The sequence below is a fragment of the Mycolicibacterium arabiense genome, from assembly GCF_010731815.2.
Lineage (GTDB): Bacteria > Actinomycetota > Actinomycetes > Mycobacteriales > Mycobacteriaceae > Mycobacterium > Mycobacterium arabiense.
In genome coordinates, this window is sequence record NZ_AP022593.1 from 2,128,633 (window position 1) to 2,151,661 (window position 23,029).

General features: G+C 67.3%; 20 protein-coding genes. 11 read left to right on the forward strand and 9 right to left on the reverse strand.

From position 1 onward, the window contains the following. Genes G6N61_RS11960 through G6N61_RS11985 form a run of 6 tightly spaced genes read right to left on the reverse strand, consistent with a single transcriptional unit; the run spans position 1 to position 8,112 of the window. Positions 1-834: a TauD/TfdA dioxygenase family protein gene (locus tag G6N61_RS11960; protein ID WP_235887503.1), complete on the reverse strand. Its 834-nt coding sequence runs from the start codon at positions 832-834 to the stop codon at positions 1-3. Next, positions 831-2,669 (reverse strand): flavin-containing monooxygenase, encoded by a 1,839-nt coding sequence (locus G6N61_RS11965; RefSeq protein ID WP_163918723.1) that lies wholly within the window; start codon positions 2,667-2,669, stop codon positions 831-833. The genes G6N61_RS11960 and G6N61_RS11965 overlap by 4 nt, the downstream gene beginning before the upstream one ends. Further along, positions 2,666-4,093, reverse strand: a complete 1,428-nt coding sequence (locus G6N61_RS11970) for an aromatic ring-hydroxylating oxygenase subunit alpha (RefSeq protein WP_163918724.1) — start codon at positions 4,091-4,093, stop codon at positions 2,666-2,668. Before G6N61_RS11970 ends, G6N61_RS11965 begins: the two co-directional genes overlap by 4 nt. A gap of 12 nt (positions 4,094-4,105) precedes the next feature. Continuing rightward, a complete protein-coding gene (locus G6N61_RS11975; RefSeq protein ID WP_163918725.1) occupies positions 4,106-4,951 on the reverse strand; it encodes an SDR family NAD(P)-dependent oxidoreductase in 846 nt (281 codons plus the stop codon). Positions 4,952-4,953: 2 nt separating this feature from the next. Next, entirely contained in the window at positions 4,954-6,381 is a 1,428-nt protein-coding gene (locus G6N61_RS11980; RefSeq protein WP_163918726.1) for an aldehyde dehydrogenase family protein, read from the reverse strand. 27 nt (positions 6,382-6,408) lie between these two features. Beyond that, positions 6,409-8,112: a thiamine pyrophosphate-binding protein gene (locus G6N61_RS11985; RefSeq protein ID WP_163918727.1), complete on the reverse strand. Its 1,704-nt coding sequence runs from the start codon at positions 8,110-8,112 to the stop codon at positions 6,409-6,411. A gap of 200 nt (positions 8,113-8,312) precedes the next feature. Between G6N61_RS11985 and G6N61_RS11990 the strand changes: the two genes are divergently transcribed. From G6N61_RS11990 to G6N61_RS12010, 5 genes are read left to right on the forward strand one after another with little or no spacing between them, the layout of a single operon-like run. Beyond that, complete coding sequence (locus G6N61_RS11990; RefSeq protein WP_163918728.1) at positions 8,313-9,920, forward strand: SMP-30/gluconolactonase/LRE family protein; 1,608 nt, start codon at positions 8,313-8,315, stop codon at positions 9,918-9,920. After that, positions 9,917-10,663, forward strand: coding sequence for a GntR family transcriptional regulator (locus G6N61_RS11995; protein ID WP_163918729.1), 747 nt, complete (start codon positions 9,917-9,919; stop codon positions 10,661-10,663). The genes G6N61_RS11990 and G6N61_RS11995 overlap by 4 nt, the downstream gene beginning before the upstream one ends. A 53-nt stretch (positions 10,664-10,716) precedes the next feature. After that, positions 10,717-12,321 (forward strand): AMP-binding protein, encoded by a 1,605-nt coding sequence (locus tag G6N61_RS12000; protein ID WP_163924772.1) that lies wholly within the window; start codon positions 10,717-10,719, stop codon positions 12,319-12,321. After that, positions 12,312-13,100: an SDR family NAD(P)-dependent oxidoreductase gene (locus G6N61_RS12005; RefSeq protein ID WP_163918730.1), complete on the forward strand. Its 789-nt coding sequence runs from the start codon at positions 12,312-12,314 to the stop codon at positions 13,098-13,100. The genes G6N61_RS12000 and G6N61_RS12005 overlap by 10 nt, the downstream gene beginning before the upstream one ends. Then, on the forward strand, positions 13,097-14,575 hold the full coding sequence (locus tag G6N61_RS12010; protein WP_163924773.1) for an acyl-CoA synthetase: 1,479 nt from the start codon (positions 13,097-13,099) through the stop codon (positions 14,573-14,575). The genes G6N61_RS12005 and G6N61_RS12010 overlap by 4 nt, the downstream gene beginning before the upstream one ends. Here the strand turns inward: G6N61_RS12010 and G6N61_RS12015 are convergent. Continuing rightward, positions 14,538-15,212 (reverse strand): class I SAM-dependent methyltransferase, encoded by a 675-nt coding sequence (locus G6N61_RS12015; RefSeq protein ID WP_163918731.1) that lies wholly within the window; start codon positions 15,210-15,212, stop codon positions 14,538-14,540. The genes G6N61_RS12010 and G6N61_RS12015 overlap by 38 nt on opposite strands. Before the next feature lie 94 nt (positions 15,213-15,306). On the opposite strand from G6N61_RS12015, the gene G6N61_RS12020 reads away from it, so the two are divergent. From G6N61_RS12020 to G6N61_RS12040, 5 genes are all read left to right on the forward strand, one after another. After that, the gene (locus G6N61_RS12020; protein ID WP_163924774.1) at positions 15,307-16,116 is read left to right on the forward strand and encodes an SDR family oxidoreductase; all 810 of its coding nucleotides are present in this window, start codon (positions 15,307-15,309) and stop codon (positions 16,114-16,116) included. Positions 16,117-16,143: 27 nt separating this feature from the next. Continuing rightward, positions 16,144-17,577, forward strand: coding sequence for an HNH endonuclease signature motif containing protein (locus G6N61_RS12025; RefSeq protein WP_163918732.1), 1,434 nt, complete (start codon positions 16,144-16,146; stop codon positions 17,575-17,577). Positions 17,578-17,644: 67 nt separating this feature from the next. After that, on the forward strand, positions 17,645-18,169 hold the full coding sequence (locus tag G6N61_RS12030; RefSeq protein WP_163918733.1) for a hemerythrin domain-containing protein: 525 nt from the start codon (positions 17,645-17,647) through the stop codon (positions 18,167-18,169). Between the two features lie 247 nt (positions 18,170-18,416). Beyond that, a complete protein-coding gene (locus G6N61_RS12035) occupies positions 18,417-18,863 on the forward strand; it encodes an MmpS family transport accessory protein (RefSeq protein WP_179973611.1) in 447 nt (148 codons plus the stop codon). Beyond that, positions 18,860-21,754, forward strand: a complete 2,895-nt coding sequence (locus G6N61_RS12040; RefSeq protein WP_163918735.1) for an MMPL/RND family transporter — start codon at positions 18,860-18,862, stop codon at positions 21,752-21,754. The genes G6N61_RS12035 and G6N61_RS12040 overlap by 4 nt, the downstream gene beginning before the upstream one ends. On the opposite strand, the gene G6N61_RS12045 is transcribed toward G6N61_RS12040, so the two are convergent. After that, on the reverse strand, positions 21,688-22,221 hold the full coding sequence (locus G6N61_RS12045; protein ID WP_163918736.1) for a hypothetical protein: 534 nt from the start codon (positions 22,219-22,221) through the stop codon (positions 21,688-21,690). The genes G6N61_RS12040 and G6N61_RS12045 overlap by 67 nt on opposite strands. A 116-nt stretch (positions 22,222-22,337) precedes the next feature. Here G6N61_RS12045 and G6N61_RS31225 point away from each other — a divergent pair, with 116 nt between their 5' ends. After that, the gene (locus G6N61_RS31225; protein WP_308215016.1) at positions 22,338-22,415 is read left to right on the forward strand and encodes a helix-turn-helix domain-containing protein; all 78 of its coding nucleotides are present in this window, start codon (positions 22,338-22,340) and stop codon (positions 22,413-22,415) included. Here G6N61_RS31225 and G6N61_RS12055 read toward each other — a convergent pair. Next, entirely contained in the window at positions 22,382-23,017 is a 636-nt protein-coding gene (locus G6N61_RS12055; RefSeq protein WP_179973612.1) for a uridine kinase family protein, read from the reverse strand. The genes G6N61_RS31225 and G6N61_RS12055 overlap by 34 nt on opposite strands. Positions 23,018-23,029 lie beyond the last annotated feature (12 nt).

Sequence of the window (23,029 nt, forward strand, 5' to 3'; positions counted from 1 at the left end):
TCAGGCGAACGGTTCCTCGCCGGCGAGCTTCGTCCGTTGCAGCAGTCGACCGGACGTCGGATCGTATGGAGTGGCTCGGTGCATGGTCCCAGTGTTGTCCCAGATGACCAGATCGCCAACTGACCAGGTGTGCCGGTACGTGAACTGGGGTTGGGTGGCCCACTCACGGAGGCGAACCAGCAGTTCGGTGCTCGCCCGGCGGTCCAACCCGACGACGTGGCCGGCCGTGCAGCCGAGCACGAGTGACTTGCGGCCCGAGCGGTGCGTCCACACCAGGGGCAGGTCGCGTTCCCCGATCGACATCATCTGCCGAAGCGTCTCGAGCGCGGGCTCCGGCTCGTAGTACAGCAGTGTCGTCCACGTCGAATGGGTGACCTGGAGTTGCTCGAGGGCGGCCTTGTCCTCGTCGGGCAGGTCCTCGTAGGCCGCGTAGGTGTTGCAGAACTCTGTGTCGCCCTCACCCTCGTTGCCGAGCGCCTTGCTCGACAACAGCGAGGCCAGGATCGGCACCTCGTTCATGGTCCCGTCCAGGTGCCAGTACAGCGAGCCCCGCAGGTAGTCGGCCTGCTTGTTGATGCTGGTGTCGAGGGTGACCTGATAGAGCTTCTCGCCCTTGCGTTCGGTGGCCATGGTGCCCAGCGTCTCGGTGAAGGCCACCTGCTCGTCGTCGGTGAACCCGATCTTCGGGAACACCAGCACCCCGCGCTGCTCGAGCAATTCGCGGATCGCGCCTGCGTGGTCACCCGAGAGCAGAGTGGCCTTGTCCGCGAGGATCTCGCTGCCGATCCGCGGGTGGATCTCGCGCGCACTCAGCGCGTCGACGGTCGACGTCACGTCGCCAACTCCAGCCCGTCCAGGTCCCCCTTGTCGCGCCATGCCTCCAGCAGCTCGTCGAAGGCGTAGAAGCCCGGCGAGTAGAAGTCACCGAGGAACGAGCCGTTGCCCTCTGCGCCCCCGCGGCCCTCGTTGTTGTAATAACCGGGCGTGCAGGATAGTTCGAATGCCGAGTTGTCGATCGACAGTTCGCGCACGGTCGACACCCAGGCATCTTGGCCATCCTGGCTGGCCTCCACCGTGGTGGCGCCGCGGCCCTGTGCCTCGGCCAGGATGTAGGCGATGTGCTTGGCCTGCTGCTCGAACATCGCCGTGGTGTTCGCGGACACCCCGCCTTGGATGAACCCCATGTGGAACTGGTTCGGGAATCCTCGGCTGGTCATGCCGTGCAGCGTCTTGTAGTCGTCCTTCCAATGGTCGAAGAGCGACAGGCCATCTCGGCCGGTGATCGAGTCGATGGCATACCTGCGGCTGATCTCGGTGGAGATCTCGAACCCGCTTGCGAAGATGACGCAGTCGACCTCGTACTCGACGCCGCCCGCGACGATGCCGTTGGCCGTGAGCCGCTCCACGCCCTTGGTCGCCGACACGTCGACGAGCGTGACGTTCGGGCGGTTGAACGAGGCCAGGTAGTGCTCGCTGGACGTCGGCCGCTTGCACATGAAGCGGTAGTACGGCTTGAGCGCCTCGGCGGTGTCGGGGTCGGTGACGATCTCGGCGACGCGTCGCCGCAGTCGCTCCATGATCTTGTAGTCCTCTTCCTCCCGGAACGCCATGATCTGTTCGATCGTCACGGTCGCGGGATCGTCGAGGCCCGCGATCCGGTTGGTCAGGTTGCGGCCCAGTTCGGTCCAGAAGTCGCACACCAGATCCGGCTCACCGAACACGACGCCGACGAACGGCGACCAGTTGTGGAAGTTGCGCTTGCGCTCCTCCTGCCACCCCGGCTGGAGCGAGGCGGCCCAGTCGGGATCGGTGCCCGGGTTGGTGCGCTGGTCCACCGACGACGGCGTCCGTTGAAATACCAACAGCTCCTTGGCGTCCCGGGCCAGGTGCGGCACCAGCTGGATTCCGGTGGCGCCGGTGCCGACGAGGGCCACCCGCTTGTCGGCGAGCTCGACCAGTCCGCCGTCTGCGTTGCCCCCGGTGTAGTCGTAGTCCCACCGGGCGGAGTGGAACACGTGGCCCGTGAAGTCCTTGATCCCCGGAATGCCGGGCAGCTTCGGGCGGTTGTAGGAGCCCTGAGCCATGACCACGAAGCGGGCCTGGATCCGATCGCCGCGATCGGTGCCGATCTGCCAGCGCTCGGACGAGTCGTCCCAACGCAGGTCGCGTACCTGGGTCGAGAACAGCGCACCGTCGTACAGCCCGAAGTGCTTCCCGATGTTGCGGCAGTGTTGGAAGATCTCGGCACCGTCGGCGAACTTCTTCGACGGCATGAAGTCGAGTTCCTCGAGCAGCGGGATGTAGCAGTAGGCGTCGTTGTCACACTGGACTCCCGGGAACCGGTTCCAGTACCAGACGCCTCCGAAGTCGCCCGCCATCTCGATGACGCGGATGCCCTGCACGCCCGCCTTCTTGAGGTATGCGCCGGCGAGCAGACCGGCGAACCCACCTCCGAGGATGACGACCTCGGCGTCCTCGACGATCGGGTCCCGTTCGGTCACCGTCGTGTAGGGATCCACCTCGTAGAAGTCGGCGTAGTCGCCCTCGAGTTCCAGGTACTGCGAGGCACCCTCGGGCCGTACGCGCTTGGCCCGCTCGGCGGCGTACTTCTCCCGCATGGCGGAGATGTCGATGTCGGTCGGGACATCGGTCGGACCACAGGTCGTCACGCTTCTCCTTCGAGTTCTCGCGGGGCTCCGGTGCCCATGTACTTGGCCAACTGGGTGTGCAGGTTGACCGTGCTGCGCTCCCGGTAGGGGTTGGGCATCGTGCCGGGGAAGCCCGCCGACTTCATGCCCTGCTGCACGGCGGCCATGTTGGAGAAGTCCTGCGGGAGCACCGAGAGCCAGTTCGACGAGTCCTTCGGCGTGTACTGCCACTCCGTCTGCGGCTCTTCGCCCTTCGGATACAGCTCGAACACCGCGACCTCGAAGATGCACTTGTTCGGGTCGTAGCTCGGGTCGGGGCGCGCGCTGTAGCACAGTGCGCTGGTGAGGCCCTGGCCGATTTGCAGGTTGGGGAACAGCTGCCATGCCGTGCCGCTCTGGCCCAGGATGTCCGGCGGGATCGTCGGCCAGATCACGCCGCGCTCCTCGTCATCCCGACGCGCAGACGCCAGCCAATGCTGGAGCACCTTGTCCGCGGGCGTGCCCTCGGGTAGTTCGTCGACGAGCCGGTTGGCCGCGTTCACCAGCGTCGCGGTGGTCGTCGCATTGGTCTGTTCCCACGTGTACATCTGCATCTCGGCGGTGGAGACACGCGGGTCGTCGCCGGTGCCGAGGCGAATCTTGGACTTCGTCTCCTCCATGCCCTTCGGTGCGTCGTAGCCGATGTTGCTGTGCCGCCCTTGTGCTTTCGCCCAGCCCTTGAACTCACCGAACCGGTTGAACTCCGGATGCGTGGTGAACACGTGGTAGGTCTCGTTGAAGGCCTCCATCGCGACTTTCCAGTTGCAGTCGAAGTAGAGCCACTTACGCCACTTGTAGCGCATGTTCTCCAGCCCGAACGGGTCGAGGATCTTGGCGGCGGGCATCAGGTAGTCGGCGAGCGACTCGCACTCGGGGTCCATGTTGACGAACAGCCAGCCGCCCCAGGTGTCGACCTGGACGGGCGCCAGATGCGTATTGCGCGCCGACAGTTTGCCCTTCCAGTCGTCCTGCTCGCGGATGTGGGTGCACGTGCCGTCGAGGCCGTAGGTCCAGCCGTGGAACCCGCAGACGAACGACTTGCGCGCCCGGCCGATCGCGTTCTTCGCCCCCTCGGCGTTGTCGATCAGTTTGCGGCCGCGGTGCATGCACACGTTGTGGTGTGCGCTGAACTCATTGGGCCCGGTCCGCACGACGATGATCGAGTCGTCGAGGACGTCGTAGGTCAGATAGCTCCCGACCTCGGGGATCTCCTCGACCCGCCCGACCTGTTGCCACACCTTGCGCCACAGCTTGTCTCGTTCGGCGCGGGCGTAGTCCTCCGAGACGTACGCCTCGACCGGGATCGTCATCGGGTCCGACAGGTCTTCCGGGACGGCGCCCGTCGAGTCGTCGGGATCGGCTTCGACTTCGATCGTCGCGTCGAGGTCGGATTCGGTGTGGGTCACGTGATCTTCCTTTCAGGGCCGTGTGATCGCTTCGCGGAAGGACTGGTCCTTCAGGAACAGCGACGTGTTGTCGGCGCCCAGGTGGGTCCACTTGAGGTTCAATCCGCCGTCGACGAGCAGGGTCTGACCCGTCACGTAGCCGGACAGGTCCGACAGCAGGAACAGGATCGCGCCTGCCTGTTCGTCCGGGGTGCCGCGCCGCCCCATCGCGATCGCGGTGCGGTCGCGGTCGGGGTCGTCGTCGACGTAGGTCGCCGACGCCGCCGTCTCGGTGACCCCGGGCGCCACCGCGTTGACGCGGATGCCGGAGCCGGCGAGTTCGACGGCCATGGTGCGCGTCATCGCCACGACTGCCGCCTTGGCGGTGCCGTAGCCGATGTGGAACGGCGCAGTGTTCATCCCGCTGATCGACGACACCGAGACGATGGAGCCCGGGCAGTTGGTGGCGAGCAGCTCGGCGGCGACGGCCTGACTGAAGAAGAACGCTGTCTCCAGATTCGCCGCGAACAGCGCCCGCCAGTCGTCGCGGGTCACCCGGGTGGACGGCATCCACGTCGCGGGGGCGGCGCCACCCGCGACGTTCACCAGCCCGTAGAGCGTGCCGTCGGTCTCGCGTACCCGGTTCATGACGGTGGCGATGCCGTCGTCGGTGGAGGCGTCGGCTGCGACGGTGATCACCGATAGACCCTCGGCAGCAAGCGGACCCACGTGTTCGTCGAGGTTGTCCTGCCGACGGCTCACCGCCACGACCGTGGCCCCGGCGCGGGCGGCCAGCGCGGTCACGGTGGTCCCGATGCCACCACCACCCGCGCCCGAGACGACGACGATGCGACCGGTGAGGTCGATCAGGTCAGGCACTGCTATCCAGCCCCCGCAGGCGCCATGATCGACTTGGTCTCGAGGTACTCGTGGAAGCCGATGTCTCCCCATTCGCGACCGTTGCCGCTCTGCTTGTAACCGCCGAACGCAGAGTTGAAGTCGAAGCCGCCGTTGATCGCCACCCACCCGGCGCGGATGCGCCCCGCGACGGTCTTCGCCGTGTCGAGGTCCTCACCCGAGACGTAGCCTGCCAGACCGTAATCGGTGTCGTTGGCGATCTCGACCGCCTGGTCGAGGTCGTCGTAGCCGAGGATGACGAGCACCGGACCGAAGATCTCCTCGCGGGCGATCGTCATGTCGTTGGTGACGTCGGCGAACACGGTGGGCTTGACGTAGTAACCGGTGTCCAAGCCGTCGGGTCTGCCGGTGCCCCCGGCGACCAGGGTCGCACCCTCCTCGATCCCCTTGCGGATCAGCGCCTGGATCTTCTCGAACTGGGTGCCCGACACCACGGGACCGACGTCGAACCCGCCGTTCGGATCGCCCACGGTGATGCCCGCCGCAGCGGCTGCGGCGATCTCCTTCGCCTCGGCCATGCGACTGTTGGGCACCAGCATGCGCGACGGCGCACTGCAGGTCTGGCCCGAGTTGCCCATCATGGTGACCACGCCCGAGGAGACGCTGTCGGCGAACGCCGTGTCGTCGAGGACGATGTTGGGGCTCTTGCCGCCGAGTTCCTGCGCGACCCGCTTGACCGTCGGGGCGGCATTGCGCGCGACCTCGATGCCGGCGCGGGTGGACCCGGTGAACGACACCATGTCGACCCCCGGATGGCTGGACAGCGGGACACCGACGCCGGGTCCGTCTCCCTGGATCAAGTTGAACACGCCCGCGGGAACCCCAGCGGCGTCCAGGATCTCGGCGAACACCTGCGCCGAGAACGGTGCCACCTCAGAGGGTTTGAGCACCGACGTGCAGCCGGTCGCGAGCGCCGGGAAGACCTTGACCGAGATCTGGTTGAGTGGCCAGTTCCATGGCGTGATGAGGCCACAGACCCCGATGGCCTCCTTCACGATGGTGAGTCCGCCGCGGTCCTCGGTGAAGGGGAACGTCTTCAACGACTCGATGGCCGTGGTCAGGTGTCCGAGCCCGAGACCGACCTGCGGGCCGGCCGCGAGCCCCGCTGGTGCGCCCATCTCCTCGGTGACCGCCTCGGCGAGATCGCCTGCACGCTCCTGGTACTCGGCCAGAATCGCGTTGAGCACGTCGAGCCGCTCCTCGCGGGTGGTCACCGACCACGTCGCGAAGGCCCGTCGGGCGGCGTCCACGGCCTTGTCGACGTCGGCGGCGGATCCCAGCGAGATCTGTCCCGCCACCTGCTCGGTCGCTGGGTTCTCGACGTCGACGGTCCTCGGCTCGACCGGGTCGACCCACTGCCCGTCGATGTAGAACTTCAGGTAACTACGCATTCTCGCTCCTGACGTCGCGGTGCATGTCTATTGCGTCCCTTCGGCGTACCAGGTCCGGAACTCGTCGTAGCTCGGCATCTCCTCCGAGTTGACCTTCGGATCGATCGGAACGTGGATCACCGTGACCTTTCCACTGGCGTAGGCGCGTTCGATGGCGGGTCCGAGATCGGCTGCGTCGTCGACGTACTCGCCGCGGCAGCCGAACCCCTCGGCGATCTTGTCGAAGCGGACGTCCTTGCTCCAGTGCACGCCGGTCTCGAGCGAGCCCTGACCGAACGTCCGCTTGTAGACGCCGACCTCGAGGCCCCACTGGTGATCGACACCCACCACGCATACCAGCGGAAGGTTCAGCCGCGCAGCGGTTTCGAGTTCGGCGATCGCGAACATGAACGACGAGTCGCTGGTGAGCAGCATGACGGGCCGCTTGCGTCCGTCGGCTACCGAGGCGCCGACCGCGTACGGCAGACCGGTGCCGATGTGTCCGAAGTTCTGGTTCCACACCACGTCGTGCGGCTTGGCCTGCGAGTACGTCCACTGGAAGATCACCGTGGCGCCACCGTCGCGGACCATGATGCCGTCCTCGGGGAAGGCCTTCGTGGCTTCGACGACGAAACGTGCGGTGTGCAGCGGAGTTCCGCTGGGTGCACTCTCGGCGAGTTCGGAGATGCGGGCGGCGTCGTCGGAGATCCACCGCTCGAGTTCGGCCGTTGCCTGCCGCGGGGAGTCCTTCAGCGCGTCGACCAGCTGCGGGACGATGGCCCGCAGGTCGCCGACGAGCGGGACGTCGATGCGACGGTTGACCCCGATGGCGGTCGGATCGAGTTCGACGCTGATCCACTTGCGGTTGGCCTCGTTGTCGAGCCAGTGCCTGCCACGGCCGTAGTGCACGGGTTCGCCGAGTTCGGTGCCGATCGCGATGACGAGGTCCGACTTGACCACGGCGTCGACCGCCGACGGCGAGAAGCCGTACGGGAAGGTGCGATCCTCGAGTCCCTTGATGAACGAGGTGCCGCCCGAGGTTTGGATCACCGGGCAGTTCATCAGCTTCGCCAGCGCCTCGACCGATTCTCCGGCGCGGTTGGTGTGAACGGCGTGGCCGACGAGCAGGATAGGCTGCTCGGCCTTGCGGACGAGTTCGACGGCCTTCTCGATCGACTGCGCGCTGGCGCCCTGATTGACCAGACGGTAGGCCTCCGGCGCCAACGGCTCCGGTACGTCGAGTTCTTCGAGGATCACGTGCGACGGGTACTCGATGTAGGCGGGGCCCGGGGTGCCGGTCTGCGCGACGCGCAGCGCGTTGCGGACGATCTCGTCGGTCTGATCGGCGTATTCGATGCTCGCCGAGTACTTGACCGACGGCGCGAGCAGGGGCGCCTGGGAGACGAACTGGATGCGTCCGCGGCGTACCCGCTGCTCGGTGATGCGGGCCCGCTGACCGCCCAGGAAGATCACCGGCGAGTTCTCGACCTTGGCGCACATGATCGCGCCCGCCAGGTTCGCCAGGCCGGGGCCGAGCGTGCCGATCGCGAGGCCTGGCCGCCCGGTCATCCGCGAGACCGCCTCGGCCATGAAGCCGGCGGACTCCTCGTGGTGTGGCGCGACGACGGTCCACCCGCGCTCCTCGGCGGCGTGGAACATGTGGACGAAGTTGGGGTCGGGGATGCCGAACAGTGTGTTGATGCCCTCAGCCTCGAACAGCTGCAGGATTCGCTCGTAAACCTTCACGGCCACTGTCGACCTCTCCATTTCCGTAGATTGCGGCATCCGCCGAGGCGGGCCGCGTCACCTGTTCGAACTAATTGTCCGGACAAGGCAGTGGTGTTGCACCATTTGGAGAGCATGATTCTCCTATGGCGAGCCGCACGTCAAGGGCCGATCGCGATGTGTCGAACTTATTGTCTGGACCAATGCGGCTTGCTATCGTGCGTCCGATGACGACCATCGGCACTTCCCCGACCCGCTATGGCGTCGCGACCACGCCGGACGTGGCCGTCGGCTGGCGACTCGACCGGCTGACCGCGCCGAGCCGGCTGTTCGGCGCCAACGGTCTGCGCACGGGACCCGACGGCCGCATCTACGTCGCACAGGTCACCGGGAGTCAGATCAGCGCACTCGACGTCTCGTCCGGTGAGGTGGAGACGATCAGCGCCAAGGGCGGGGACATCGTCGCGCCCGACGACGTGGCGTTCGACTCCCGCGGGAATCTCGTCGCCACCGAGGTGATGGACGGCAGGGTGAGCCTGCGCGAACTCGACGGCACCACGCGCGTGTTGCGCGACGACGTGCCCTCGGCCAACGGCATCACGTTCCACCAGGATCGGCTCTTCATCGGCGAGTGCCGCGAAGGCGGACGCCTGATGGAGTTCGATCTCGGCGGCGGACCGCCACGAGTCCTGCTGGAAAACGTGCCGTCGCCCAATGCCATGGAGGTCGGACCGGACGGGCTGCTGTACTTCCCCGTCATGGGCGCCAACGAGATCTGGCGCATCGATCCCTTCGCCGGAGGGGCGCAGGCAGAAACGGTGGCCTCGGGTCTCGGCGTACCCGACTCGGTCAAGTTCGACGCCGACGGCATGATCGTGTCCACCCAGGTCGCCTCGGGTCAGGTGCTCCGCATCGACCCGCGCACCGGCGAGCAGACCGTGCTCGCTCAACTCAACCCGGGGCTCGACAACTGCACCCTGGTCGACGGACGGCTGTTCGTCTCGAACTTCACCGGCGAGATCACCGAGATCCTGGCCGGCGGTCTGACCTCGACGACACTGCCCGGCGCGTTGAACTGGCCGCTGGACCTGGCGGTCGGTCACGACGGCACGGTCTACGTCGCCGACGGGACCTACTTCTATGCCGTGACGCCCGACGGCTCACTACGCACGGTCGGCATGCTGTTCTCACCCGGGTACCCCGGCTTCCTGCGCGGGCTGGTGCCGTCGGGGCCGGGCGAATTCGTCGTCACGACGTCCGGCGGGCAGGTCGCCCGTTATCGCCCCGGCAGTGGCGAAACCGAATACCTCGCAGATGGTTTCGACCAGCTGTACGGCGTGGCGGTCGTCGGCTCCGACGTCGTGGCCGTCGAGCAGGGCACCGGCAGGGTGCTGTCGGTCGGCGCAGGCGGCGTCGACGTGCTGGCGAGCGGTCTCGACGAGCCGGTCGGCGTCACAGTGACCGCCGACGGGACCGTGTTGGTCAGCGAGGTGGGCAGGGTGGTGAAGGTGACCGGCTCGGGTGTCGAGACCGTCGTCGACGACCTGCTGCGCCCGCAGGGGCTACTGGCCACGGCGGGGGCTCTGTACGTCGTCGACGCCGGCCAGAAGGCGGTCCTCGCCGTGGACCCGACCACCGGAGCCCGCGAGACGATCGCGGCGGGCCTTCCGGTAGGGCCGCCGCCCGGCGTAGTGCCCAAGCCGTTGAAGGGGATGCCGCCGTTCTCCGGTCCGCAGGGCCCGTTCGCGGGGATCGCCCAGGGTCCGGACGGCACGCTGTACGTGTCGGCCGACGGCGAGGGCAGCGTGCTGGCGCTGCGCAGGGACGTCTCGTGAGCACCGAACTCGGGACGTCGGTGGACCACCGCTACCTGCAGGTGGCGCGCACCCTGCGCAAGGAGATCGTCGACGGGGTGTACCCGGTGGGCACCCAGCTCCCCACCGAGCACGAACTCCGCGAGCGGTTCGGCGTCAGCCGCTACACCGTGCGCGAGGCGCTGCGCAGGCTGCGCGACGACAACCTGGTCTCGTCGCGGCCGCGCGCGGGCACGATGGTGGTCGCCCGCGACGCGTCGAATTCCTATGCCCAGGAGGTGATGTCGATCAACGATCTGCTCGCGTTCGCCGCGGGAGCACGGTTCGCGATCGACTCCAACGCCATGGTGACGGTCGACGACGACCTCTCCGGCCACACCGGCCTCTCCCCCGGCACCCAGTGGCTCGCCGTCCTCGGGACACGCGAGGTCGACGGCGATCCCGTACCCATCTGCCGGACCGAGTACTACGTCAACCGGGCGTTCGCCGCCGTGGGGAGGCTGCTGCACCGCCACGACGGGCCGATCTTTCCGCTGATCGAGGATCTGTTCGGGGTCAGCGTCGTCGAAGTGCACCAGGAGATCTCGGCCGTCAGCGTGTCGGCCGCCCTCGCCGATCGCCTCAAGGTCGATCAGGGCAGCGCCGCCCTCGAGATGCGTCGCACCTACACGACGTCGGATGGGGAGATCGCCCAGGTCACCGTGAACACCCACCCCTCATCGCGTTTCCGCCACTCGATGACCATGCGGCGAGTGAAGGCTTGACCGCCCGCGTGGACACGACGCACCCGGGGCGACGGACGGTCGCCGGCCGGACCATCCGGTGGGATGACGACTTCGCCGCCCGGGCATACGAGTCCGGCCTGTGGGTCGAATCGACGCTGGCCGACGAGTTGCGGCGCGCGGCGCAGGACACCCCGGATCGGATCGTGCTGGTGGACGGCGCACTACGGCTGACCTGCCGGGACCTGCACGGCCGAGCCGAAGCCCTCGCCGCGACGCTCGCCGCTCGAATGCCCGTGGGTAGCGTGGTGTCGTTCATGCTGCCGAACTGGCACGAGGCGGCCGTCGTGTATCTCGGCGCCACGCTCGCGGGCATGGTGGTCAACCCCATCCTGCCGTCACTGCGCGACCACGAGCTGCGGTTCATCCTCGCCGATGCCCACTGCCGGATGATCTTCATCCCGAGCACGTTCCGCGGCCACGACTACGCCGCGATGCTGCACCGGGTCACCGGGTCCCTCGACGAGCCGCCGGAGGTGGTGGTGCTGCGCGGTGACGCGAGCGGACACTCCTCGTTCGACGACCTGGGCGAGGCGCCCGCCGATCCGGTCGCGATCGACCTGGATCCAGACGCCGTCCGGATGATCATGTACACCTCGGGTACCACGGGTCGCCCGAAGGGCGTTCTGCACACGCACAATTCGATCCATGCGCTGATCACGCAGATCGGGATGCACTGGTCGGTCGATCCGGGTGACCGGTTCCTGGTGCCGTCGCCGATCGCGCACATCGGCGGATCGATCTACGCCTTCGAATGCCCGCTGCTGCTCGGATCGACGGCCGTACTGATGGAACGGTGGGACGCCGACGACGCGGTCGCGACGATGCTCGCCGAACGCTGCACGCACATGGCGGGCGCCACTCCGTTCCTCGACGGCCTGCTCGGCGCTGCCGAACGCGCGGGATCCGCTCTGCCCGACTTGAAGGTGTTCATCTGCGGCGGGGCGTCCGTGCCACCGTCGCTGATCCGCAGGGCGAGCGCCTACTTCGCCCGGGCGGACGTGTCGCGAGTGTACGGATCCACCGAGGTGCCGGTCACGACGGTCGGTGCTCTTGGGGAGCCCGACGTGGCGGCGGACACCGACGGTAGGCCTGGCATCGCCGACGTGTGGCTGGTGGCCCGCGATCCCGGTGGCATGGGCGGTCAGACGGGCGAGATCCGCGTGCGGGGCGCGCAGATGCTCGTCGGCTATCTGCACGCCGACGACGAGGCCGACGCGTTCGACGCCGACGGCTACTTCCGTACCGGCGACATCGGGCAGTGGGCCGACGGCGCGCTCGTCGTCACCGGCCGCGTGAAGGACCTGATCATCCGCAACGGAGAGAACGTCTCCCCGAAGGAGATCGAGGATCTTCTCGTCGGCCGGTTGGGCATCGCCGAGGTGGCCGTGGTCGGGGTGCCCGATGTCCGGACGGGTGAACGGGCCTGTGCGGTGGTCGTACTCGCCGCCGGTAGCGAGCAGTCCCCCACGGTGACCGATCTCGGCGACTTCCTCGCCGAGCAGGGCGTGGCCAGGTTCAAGGTGCCCGAGCAGGTGGTCGTCTGGGATGCACTGCCCAGAAACGATGCAGGCAAGGTGCTCAAGCACCGGATGAGAGATGCGCTGGTCGGCAGTGGAGGAGACACGTCATGCAGGTAGCGATCGTCACCGGCGCCAGCAGCGGCATCGGCTTCGGCACCGCGGTTAAGCTGGCCGAGGCAGGCATGGCCGTACTGGGCACCGGCCGCGACGAGGCGAGGCTCGCCGAATGGGCGGCCGCGGCAACGGATGCGGGGGCGGATCCCGACCTCGTCGCGACCGTCGCCGTCGACCTGACCGCCGACGACGGACCGGCGCGCGTCGTCGACGCCGCCGTGACACGGTGGGGCCGGATCGACTTCCTGGTCAACAACGCGGGCGTCGGCAGCCCGAAGCCGCTGCACGAGACGGACGACGAATCACTCGACTACTTCCTCGGACTGATGCTCCGGGCACCGTTCCGGTTGGCGCGAGACGTGTTGCCGCACATGCGCGATGGTTCGAGCATCGTCAACGTGACGTCGACGTTCGCCGTCGTCGGTGGGCTGCGTGGCGGTGCGTATTCCGCCGCCAAGGGTGGGCTAACGTCGCTCACGCAGCACATCGCATGCCAGTACGGGCCGCAGGGCATCCGGTGCAATGCAGTTGCACCCGGTGTCACGGTCACGCCGATGGTGGAGCAGCGTCTCGAAGACGAGCGGTTCCGCAAGATCAACACCGAGATGACACCGTATCCGCGGCTCGGGCGCATCGAGGACATCGCCAGCACCATCGCGTTCCTGTGTTCGCCTGGCGCCGGTTTCATCAACGGTCAGACGATCGTCGTCGACGGCGGCTGGAGTTCGACCAAGTACCTGTCGGACTTCGCACTGTCCGCCGAGTGGGTCGCCCGCTCGTGAATCTGTTCGCCGTCCTCGACCAGACGGCAGCGCGGCACGGCGACCGCGGTGCGGTGTACCTCGGCACGCGACAGGTGCTCACCTGGCGTGAATTACGCGATCGCGCATTGCGACTCGCCGCGTCGTTGCGTGCTGCGCACCCCGCGGGCACCCGCGTCGCCGTCGCCAGCGAGAACCGGCCCGAGATCGTCGAGCTGATGTTCGCGGCGTGGGCGGCCGAGTGCGTCGTGGTACCGATCAACTACAAGCTGCACGAGTTGGAGATCGCACAGATCCTCGACGACGCCGGTGCTGCCACGGTGTTCGCATCGCCGAAGATCGCCGAGCGGCTGGTGGGCGTCGCGCCCGTGCCCGTCGACGTGATCGCCGACGACGCCTACGCGGCCCGGTTGTCTTCCGCTCCGCTCGCCCCGCCCCGGGAAACCGACCCGGCGTCGCTTGCCTGGTTGTTCTACACCAGCGGCACCACCGGCCGGTCCAAGGGCGCGATGCTCTCGCACCGGAACCTGATGGCGATGACCGTGTCCCACCTCGCCGACTTCGACGACCCCGACGAGAACTGCAGCCTGGTGCACGGCGCTCCGATGTCGCACGGATCGGGCCTCTACATCGCACCGTACGTCCTGCGCGGCGCACGGCAGGTCGTGCCGGCGTCGGCGGCATTCGAGCCCGACGAATTCCTCGATCTCTGCGAGAGCCACCCGGGGTGCAGCAGCTTCCTCGCACCGACGATGGTGGCGCGCCTGGTGGCCACGGGCCGGTCGCGCCCGGCGAACCTGCGAACCGTGGTCTACGGCGGCGGTCCGATGTACGTCGACAGCCTGAAGAAGGCGATGGCAGCGTTCGGCCCGATCTTCGTCCAGCTTTATGGGCAGGGTGAGGCGCCGATGACCATCACCGGGTTGCGCCGCGACGATCACGAGGGCGCCGACGACGCGGTGCTCGGTTCGGTCGGCTACCCGCGATCGGGTGTCGACGTCGCGGTCGTCGGTGCCGATGGCGAGCCGGCAGCGGTGGGAGTGATCGGCGAGATCGTCTGTCGCGGTGACGTCGTCATGTCCGGCTACTGGAACAACGCCGAGGCGACGGCCGCGACGGTGCGGAACGGCTGGCTGCGCACCGGTGACATGGGGTCGTTCGACGAACGGGGCTACCTCACCCTGCGCGACCGCAGCAAGGACGTCGTGATCAGCGGGGGTAGCAACGTCTACCCGCGTGAGGTCGAGGAAGTGTTGATCACCCACCCCGGCGTCGAGGAGGCGTGCGTGGTGGGCGAACCCGACGAGGAGTGGGGCGAGGTCGTGGTCGCGTTCGTCGTCGGTTCGGCGGACGAACGGGAACTCGACGCGCACCTGATCGAGCGCATCGCCCGCTTCAAGCGGCCCAAGCGCTACGAGTTCGTGGACGAGTTACCCAAGAACAGCTACGGGAAGGTGCTCAGGCGGGCGCTGCGGGATCGGCTGGCGCATCGCTGAGAGCACGACGCAGACGGCGCGCGACAAGGACGTCGTCGTGCGTGTGCTGGCCCTCGGAACCGGCCGGCCTGCCGCGGAGCCGGCCTCGTTCGATCCGAACCTCCCAGGTGTCGTCGAACAGTGCGGCCACGTCGTCATGGTCGAGGTAGTCAGCGGGGTCGAAGCCGTGCGCCTTGGCGGTCTCCACGTCGACGTCGGCGTGGTGCACGACGAGCAGCGTTCCCCCGACCGCGACCGACGCCAGCAGCGCACGCTCGGCGTCGCGACCCTCGGAGTGCAACAACGCCGGATAGTGCGCCGTCACCAGGTCGAAGCCCCGGGGCGGCACCGCGGCGTCCTCCAGCCGGGACTGCTGCCACGCGACGCTCACTCCTGCCTGTTCGGCGCGGGTGGCTGCGCGATCCAGGGCGACCTGGGATACGTCGAGCGCCGTGACGTCCCAGCCCCGAGCGGCCAACCAGATGGCGTCGGAGCCGAGACCACATCCGATGTCCAGCGCCCGGCCTGGCCGCAGTTGCGCCGCCTCCGCCAGTAGGGCCGGATTCGGTTCGGCCGCTGGCGTTTCCATCGACCAGCCGGTGTATCGCCCATCCCACTCGGCAGCGAGGACCCGACCGGCTTCCGTTGTCTTGGACATGGACACAGCGTGCTCCGGGCCGGCCGAGATTTGCAATCGGCTTTGCTCATCAGGCAATCGCATGACGGGTGCGCCCATCGGCGACAATGGCGGCATGCAGATCGAAGGCAGTGTCGCCGTCATCACGGGAGCAGGGTCCGGCATCGGCCGGGCGTTGGCGCGGGAGTTCGCCGCGGCCGGGGCCACGGTGGTCGCCGGTGACGTCTCCTCCGGTGGCGTACGGGACACCGCGGAGCAGGTCCGATCCGCGGGCGGCAAGGCCGTCGGCGTGGTGGCCGACGCCGCGACGACCGAGGGCATCACCAGCCTGGTCGACGTGGCACGTGCCGAGTTCGGACCGGTCGACGTGTTCGTCGTCAACGCCGGGATCATCGGTGCGCCCGGCCTCGGTGACGACGAGGCCGACTGGGATCGCATCCTCGACGTCAACCTGCGGGCGCACGTGCGGGCGGCGAAGGTGGTCGTGCCCGAGTGGCTGGAGCGCGGCCACGGCCACTTCGTCGCGGTTGCATCAGCGGCGGGCCTGCTGACCCAGGTCGGCGCGGCGGGCTACTCGGTGACCAAGCACGCCGCGGTCGGATTCGCCGAGTGGTTGTCGATCACGTACGGCGACAAGGGCATCGGGGTTTCGTGCGTCTGCCCCATGGGTGTCGACACCCCCTTGCTCACCGGCATCACCGAGTCGTCGGACCCCGCTGCGCGGATGTCTGCGGCAGCCGTCCGCAACGCAGGCGAGGTGGTGGGTCCCGAGCGCGTCGCGGAACTCACCGTCGAGGCGGTGCGCGCCGGGACGTTCCTCGTCTTGCCGCATCCGGCAGTGCTCGACATGTATCGACAGAAGGGTGCCGACTACGACCGCTGGCTGTCCGGGATGCGGCGGTATCAGGCCAGTCTTGGGGGCTGACTGGCGAACCGACTTGTCGGTGGTCGAATGTATGTTCGAATCATGCAGGCGGACGGAGTGCGGGAGGCGGTCGCGGGATTGCTCGCGGCCTACGACGCGCTGGCAGACCTGTCCGTTGATCTGTTGAGCCGCAACGAGATCGTTGCGGCATTGGACGGCTTGGAGACGCTGAGCAGCCAGCTGCCGACCCAACGGCACCGGTTGCTCGCGCGCCTGCAGGCCGAGACGACGTCACGGGAGATGGGTGCGAAGTCCTGGAACGAGGTCCTACGCACCCGGTGGCGGTTGAGTTCCAGTGAAGCCAGTCGCCGGCTGTCAGAGGCCGCCGACCTCGGACCGCGGCAGAGCTTGACCGGGGAGGCGCTCGAGCCGGTGCTACCCGCGGTCGCGGCCGCACAGGCAGCCGGCGCGATCACCGCCGAGCACGTCAAAGTGCTGCGCGAGACGATGGCCAAGATGCCGGCGTGGGTCGACCCGGTCACGCGCGACCAGGTCGAGGTCGACCTGGTCCGGATCGCGATCACGGTGGGCCCGAAGGACCTACGCGACTCGGCCGACCTGCGGCTGTTCCTGCTCGACCAAGACGGCCCCGAACCAGACCACACCGAACCCGAACGGTCCCGCGGTGCCGACATGGGCCCGCAGGGCCGGGACGGCATGACCACCTTCACCGCCCGGTTGACCCCGGAGGCGGCGGCGGTGTTCGAACCCCTGCTGGCCAAGTACGCCGCACCCGGGATGTGCAATCCCGACGACCCCGAACCCTGCACCTCCGGCACCCCGACCCAGGCCCAGATCGACGCCGATCACCGCACTCTGGCTCAACGCCAGCACGACGCCCTGGTGGTGATCGGGCGGATCGCCTTGATGAGTGGGGATCTCGGCCAGCTCAACGGCTTGCCGGTGTCGGTGATCGTCCGTACCACCCTTCAGGATCTCGAGTCCCGCGCCGGGATCGGGGTCACCGGCGGCGGCACCAAGGTGCCGATCTCCGACGTCGTGCGGATGGGTGCGCATGCCAACCACTATCTTGCGGTGTTCGACCGCGCGACCGGGTCGGCACTCGAGTTGTTCCGGGCCCGGCGGACCGCCTCCCCTGCCCAGCGGCTGATGTTGATCGCCCGCGACGGCGGCTGCACCAAACCCGGCTGCACCGTGGGCGCCTACGGCTGCCAGGTCCACCACGCCGTCACCGACTGGGCCCGCGGCGGCAACACCAATGTCGACGAGATGGCGCTGGCCTGCGGAGCGGACAACCGCCTCGTGGGCGATGGCGGCTTCACCACCACCATCACCGCCCGGGGCGACGTGGAATGGCAGCCGCCACCCGGACTCGACCACGGCCAAGCACGGCTCAACTACCACCACCGCCCAGAACTGTTGCTCCGACCGGGCGAGGACGAACCCGAGCAAGGCAACGCTGGCGAATCTCGCCCGCCGCCCGAGGATCGCGCGGCCTGAGGGCCGTGGTCTCACCACGCGTGAGTCGGGCGGAAGTGGGGTACTTCGGCGCGTAGGAGGTACACCCATGGCCGACATCATCGACCTCATCTACGCCGACCACGACTGGCTTCGACGGCAGTTCTTCCGGCTCGACGACGCGAGGACCAGCCCGGAACTCGCTGCGATCTGGGGTCAACTCAGCGACCGCCTCGACGCGCACGCCGAGGCCGAGGAGACCGTCTTCTACCCCGCGCTGCTCAAGCACGGCGGTCACGACGACCCCGGCAATCCGGAGGGCGATCCCGAGGACGAGACGGAGGACGCGATCACCGACCACAACTCGATCCGCGATGCCGTCCGGCGATCCCGTGGGCTGGCCCCGGGCAGCGAGGAGTGGTTCGAAGCGGTCTTCGAGGCGCGCAAGGAGAACGGCGAGCACCTCGACGAGGAGGAACGCGAGGCGATGCCGGACTTCATCAAGAGCGCCTCACTGGAACTTCGCCACGAACTCGGCATGCGGTGGCTGCAGTTCTACGCCGAGCACGACACGACCAAGGGCATCGACAACACCGACAAGGACGCCGACGCCTACATCGAGGAACACGGCTGACCCAGCCGTGCCGACCGCGCCGCCAGTCAGGTGGCGAGACGGCTCAGACCGAGCCGCTGCGCACCAGAGGCGCAAGCTCGGAACTTGCTGTGAATAGCGGAATCTGCAGCGCGAGCGGTGAGTTCGACTCCCGCGATCCGGTGTTGTGAAGTCCGGATCCGTGTCGTACCGTCAACTTCGTTGATTAGCCATCCTAGCGATCTAAACCTACGTTCAGCATCGGTGGCCGCTCACGAAAGGGTCACGGATGCAGGGGGTTTCGATAGGCCGTCGAATCGGTCGTCGATGGATGATCCTGACGGCGGTGGCCGTGGTCGCCGTGGCCGGATTCGCCGTGTACCGGTTGCACGCCGTCTTTGCCTCGCAGGACGTCACGTCCACGCCCAGCGGCTCTGACAGCGACATCGTTCCCTTCAACCCCAAGCACGTGGTCCTGGAGGTCTTCGGCCCACCGGGCACGGTCGCGACCATCACGTACCTCGACGTGAACGCACAGCCACAGCGCGCCGACGCAGTTCCGCTGCCATGGGCGTACGACACGACGACCACGCAGCCGGCTGTCTTCGTCAACGTCGCGGCCCAGGGAGACAGCGACTCGATCGGCTGCCGGATACGGATCGATGACGTAGTCAAGGACGAGCGATCGGTGAACACCTTGAACGCCTACACCTACTGCCTGGACAAGTCCGGATGAGCACCCAACGCATTCCGGACTTCATCCGACGGTTCTCGGTGCTCATAGCGCTGTTCTGGCTGTGCTTGGCCGTTCTCACGAACGTCTTCGTCCCGCAGTTGGAGACCGTTGCCGAAGCGCACAACGTCTCGCTCAGCCCGCAGGACTCGCCGTCACTGCAGGCCAGCAAGCGGATCGGCAAGGTGTTCGACGAGTTCGACTCCGACAGCTCGGCCATGATCGTCCTGGAAGGCGATCAACCGCTTGGCGCCGACGCCCACCACTACTACGACGGCCTGGTTCACCGACTCACCCAGGACACCAAGCACGTTCAGCACGTCCAGGATTTCTGGGGGGACCCGCTGACCGCGGCCGGCTCGCAGAGTTCCGACGGCAAGGCGGCGCTGGTCCAGCTCTACCTGGCAGGCAATCAGGGCGAGTCGTTGGCCAACGAGTCCGTCGACGCGGTTCGCGCAGTCGTCGATCAGACGCCACCGCCGCCGGGCATCACGGCCTACGTCACCGGCGCGGCCCCGCTGGTCACCGACCAGTTCGAGGTGGGCCGCCAAGGCACCCTGAAGACGACCTTGATCACCCTCGGGGTGATCGCCGTGATGCTGTTCTGGATCTACCGTCGCCTGACCACGGTGTTCCTCGTGATCTTCACGGTGATGATCGAGCTGACCGCGTCTCGCGGTGTCGTGGCGGTGCTCGCGAACGCGGGCATCATCGAGCTGTCGACGTATTCGACCAATCTGCTGACGCTTCTGGTCATCGCCGCTGGAACCGACTACGCGATCTTCCTCCTCGGACGGTTCCACGAAGCGCGTTTGACCGGGCACGATCGCGTGACTGCGTTCAACTCCATGTACCACGGGACCGCGCACATCATCCTGGGCTCCGGCCTGACGATCGCCGGGGCGGTGCTCTGCCTCACCTTCACCCGGCTGCCGTACTTCCAGAGTCTCGGCATTCCCGCGGGCATCGGCGTGCTCGTCGCAGTGGTTGCGGCGTTGACGTTGGCACCGGCGCTGCTGGTGATCGGTCGCCACTTCGGGCTGTTCGAGCCCAGTCGTCCGATGCGTACCCGCGGCTGGCGTCGCGTCGGAACGGCGATCGTCCGCTGGCCGGGCCCCATCCTGGTGGCGACGATCGCAATCGCCCTCATAGGTCTGCTGGCGCTCCCGAACTACACGACGAGCTACGACGCCCGCCCCTATCTGCCCGCGGACGCCCCTGCGAACGTTGGCTACACCGCTGCGGAGCGGCACTTCTCGCAGGCCCGGCTCAACCCCGAATTGCTGATGATTGACGCCGACCACGACCTGCGCAACCCCACCGACATGATCCTGTTGGAGCGCGTCGCGAAGGCGGTCTTCCACTCCGACGGGATTGCGCAGGTGCAGTCGATCACCCGGCCACTGGGCACGCCCCTGGACCACACGTCGATCCCGTTCCAGATCAGCGCCAGCAGCGCATCGCAGATCAACAACCTGCCCTTCCAGCAGGCCCGCGGCAGCGACCTGCTCAAACAGGTGGACGTCATAAACGACTCGATCGAGGTTCTCCGGCAACAGTATTCGCTACAACAGCAATCCAGCGCCGTCACCGATGAGCAGACCAAGGCATTCCAGAACACGGTCGCCACTGCCCAGGATCTACGGGACAAGATCGCCAACTTCGACGACTTCTTCCGACCGATCCGCAATTACTTCTACTGGGAACCCCATTGCTACGACATCCCGATCTGCTGGGCGCTGCGGTCGCTCTTCGACGCACTCGACGGCATCAACGATCTGACCGACCAACTGGCCGACGTGGCGAGCAGCATCGCCAAACTCGATGAACTGCAACCGAAGCTGCTGGCTCTGATCCCGCCGCAGATCGCGAGTCAGCAGGCCAACCGCGACCTGACGCTGACCAATTACGCGACCACCTCCGGCATCAACGACCAGACCGCGGCGGCACTGCAGAACTCGACCGCCCTGGGCCAGGCGTACGACGCGTCGAAGACCGATGACTCGTTCTACCTACCGCCAGAGGCGTTCACGAACCCCGAGTTCCAGCGCGGGCTGAAGCTCTTCCTCTCGCCGGACGGCAAGGCCGCCCGCCTGATCATCACGCACGAGGGCGATCCCGCTACGCCCGAGGGCATTTCGCACGTCGACGCCATGAGGCATGCCGCGCAGGGAGCCGTGAAGGGCACGCCGCTGGCCGGTTCCAAGATCTTCATCGCGGGCACCGCGGCCACCTACAAGGACATCCAGGACGGGGCCAAGTACGACCTGATGATCGCCGGGATCGCGGCGCTCAGCCTGATTCTGCTCGTCATGATGTTCATCACCCGGAGCATCGTCGCCGCATTCGTCATCGTCGGTACGGTGGCGCTGTCGCTGGGTGCGTCGTTCGGGCTGTCGGTACTGATATGGCAGGACATCCTCGGCATTCAACTGTTCTGGATAGTGCAGGCACTCGCCGTAATCCTGCTGTTGGCGGTCGGTTCCGACTACAACCTGCTGTTGATCTCCCGGTTGAAGGAGGAGATCGGCGCGGGCCTGAACACCGGCATCATTCGCGCGATGGCCGGTTCCGGCGCGGTGGTGACTGCGGCGGGTCTGGTGTTCGCGGCCACCATGGCATCCTTCGTCTTCGCGGATCTGCGAATTCTGGGCCAGATCGGAACCACCATCGCCCTCGGCCTGCTGTTCGACACGCTGATCGTGCGCTCGTTCATGACCCCGGCCATCGCCGCGCTGCTAGGCCGGTGGTTCTGGTGGCCGCTGAAGGTGCGTCCGCGCCCGGCCGGCCGAATGCCGAAGCCGTACGGGTCGCGCGAATCGGCCCGTCAGCTCCTGCTGTGGGAGGACGGCGACCCAGCAGTAGCCGCGACACCGTCGCGCCCGGAGCGGTGACGGGGCACGCCGTCGCCGGATGACTCGGGGTCCAGCACTGGCACGTCGTCCAGCCGCTTTCCGAGCCGCGCGACCTTGCGCAACTGGACGGCCATGTTCATCGAGGTCAACATCGGGATGCCCCCGATGAACGTCCGGAACGACGGGTTGCCGCCGTGCACGTGCAATACGTACAGACAGCCGACCACGTAGAAGAAGCCCAGGGTGAACAGCGAGGCCGGTATCGCGTACGCGAGCGGCGCGCGGGCGTCTGACACCAGCTCGCCGGCGTAGTCCACCTCGTACTGCGACATCGGTTCGCGTTTGCGCAGTTTGGCCAACACCCTCTTGTGGGCGCCCACTTCCTCGCCCAAGGGGTGGGGTGTCCGCTTCTCGAGTCGGCCGAGGTAGACGAAGACACACGTGGCGAAGACGATCTCCATCACCGCCGCGAGAACCGTCAAATCACCCCACGGACCGAGATCCATGCCGACTCTCCTCTGCTGCCGTCGAACCTGCACGAGAGGTCAAAACGTTACCCGATCTAAGTACCTCCGCCGGATACTCACAGGAACGTGACAGGTTGCAGGACCGAACGACCGCGATGGCCGCCGCCGCCCGCGAACTCGGGATGAGCAGGGCGACGCTCTACCGGAAGATCGCGCAGTACGGCATCGGTTGACCGCCTTCGTCGGCGTACGACGATGTCTCCCCCGATGCGATCACCGTCGCTCGCGCCCAGGGCCGATCGCTCGCGAGGAAGGGAACTTCCCGAGCCGTCCACTCGTCGACGAACTCGATGGGATCGTCACCTCGGGCGACGACGCGACGGTAGGCCAGGTCTGGATCGGATTGCACCCACACCGTCGCATCGAACCACGGCTGGAGTTCCCTGCGGCAGGAGCCGACGCCTTCGACGAGCACCACGTTGGTGTCAGCCGGTACGTCGACCGAGCCCGATCTGCCGCGAACGTCCCACGCCGGTGGTCGGTAGCGGATCGGCGGCCCGTCACGACGCAACGGCGACAGCACTCCGTCGACCAAGAGTTCATGCCAGTCGAAGAACGAGTGGTGCCAGGCGATGTCGTCGGTGTGGACCACCGCGACGCCCGCACGTGTCCTGGCCAACTGCGCTGCGAACGTGGACTTGCCGGACCCGCTGCGCCCGTCGACGCCGATCAGCACGATCCCCGGCTGCCGAGGGTTGGCCGACAGCATCGTCAACACCTCGGGGTACGTCGAGTCCGTCCACTCGGTGATGGTCGGCTCGTCGTCGACGTTCACGAGCGCTCTGCG

Coding starts and splice junctions, on each gene's coding strand:
- G6N61_RS11980 (WP_163918726.1), bottom strand. CDS start 6,381: ATGCGTAGTTACCTGAAGTTCTACATCGACGGGCAGTGGGTCGACCCG.
- G6N61_RS11990 (WP_163918728.1), top strand. CDS start 8,313: ATGACGACCATCGGCACTTCCCCGACCCGCTATGGCGTCGCGACCACG.
- G6N61_RS12005 (WP_163918730.1), top strand. CDS start 12,312: ATGCAGGTAGCGATCGTCACCGGCGCCAGCAGCGGCATCGGCTTCGGC.
- G6N61_RS12015 (WP_163918731.1), bottom strand. CDS start 15,212: ATGTCCAAGACAACGGAAGCCGGTCGGGTCCTCGCTGCCGAGTGGGAT.
- G6N61_RS12020 (WP_163924774.1), top strand. CDS start 15,307: ATGCAGATCGAAGGCAGTGTCGCCGTCATCACGGGAGCAGGGTCCGGC.
- G6N61_RS12025 (WP_163918732.1), top strand. CDS start 16,144: ATGTATGTTCGAATCATGCAGGCGGACGGAGTGCGGGAGGCGGTCGCG.
- G6N61_RS12030 (WP_163918733.1), top strand. CDS start 17,645: ATGGCCGACATCATCGACCTCATCTACGCCGACCACGACTGGCTTCGA.
- G6N61_RS12035 (WP_179973611.1), top strand. CDS start 18,417: ATGCAGGGGGTTTCGATAGGCCGTCGAATCGGTCGTCGATGGATGATC.
- G6N61_RS12040 (WP_163918735.1), top strand. CDS start 18,860: ATGAGCACCCAACGCATTCCGGACTTCATCCGACGGTTCTCGGTGCTC.
- G6N61_RS12045 (WP_163918736.1), bottom strand. CDS start 22,221: ATGGATCTCGGTCCGTGGGGTGATTTGACGGTTCTCGCGGCGGTGATG.
- G6N61_RS31225 (WP_308215016.1), top strand. CDS start 22,338: ATGGCCGCCGCCGCCCGCGAACTCGGGATGAGCAGGGCGACGCTCTAC.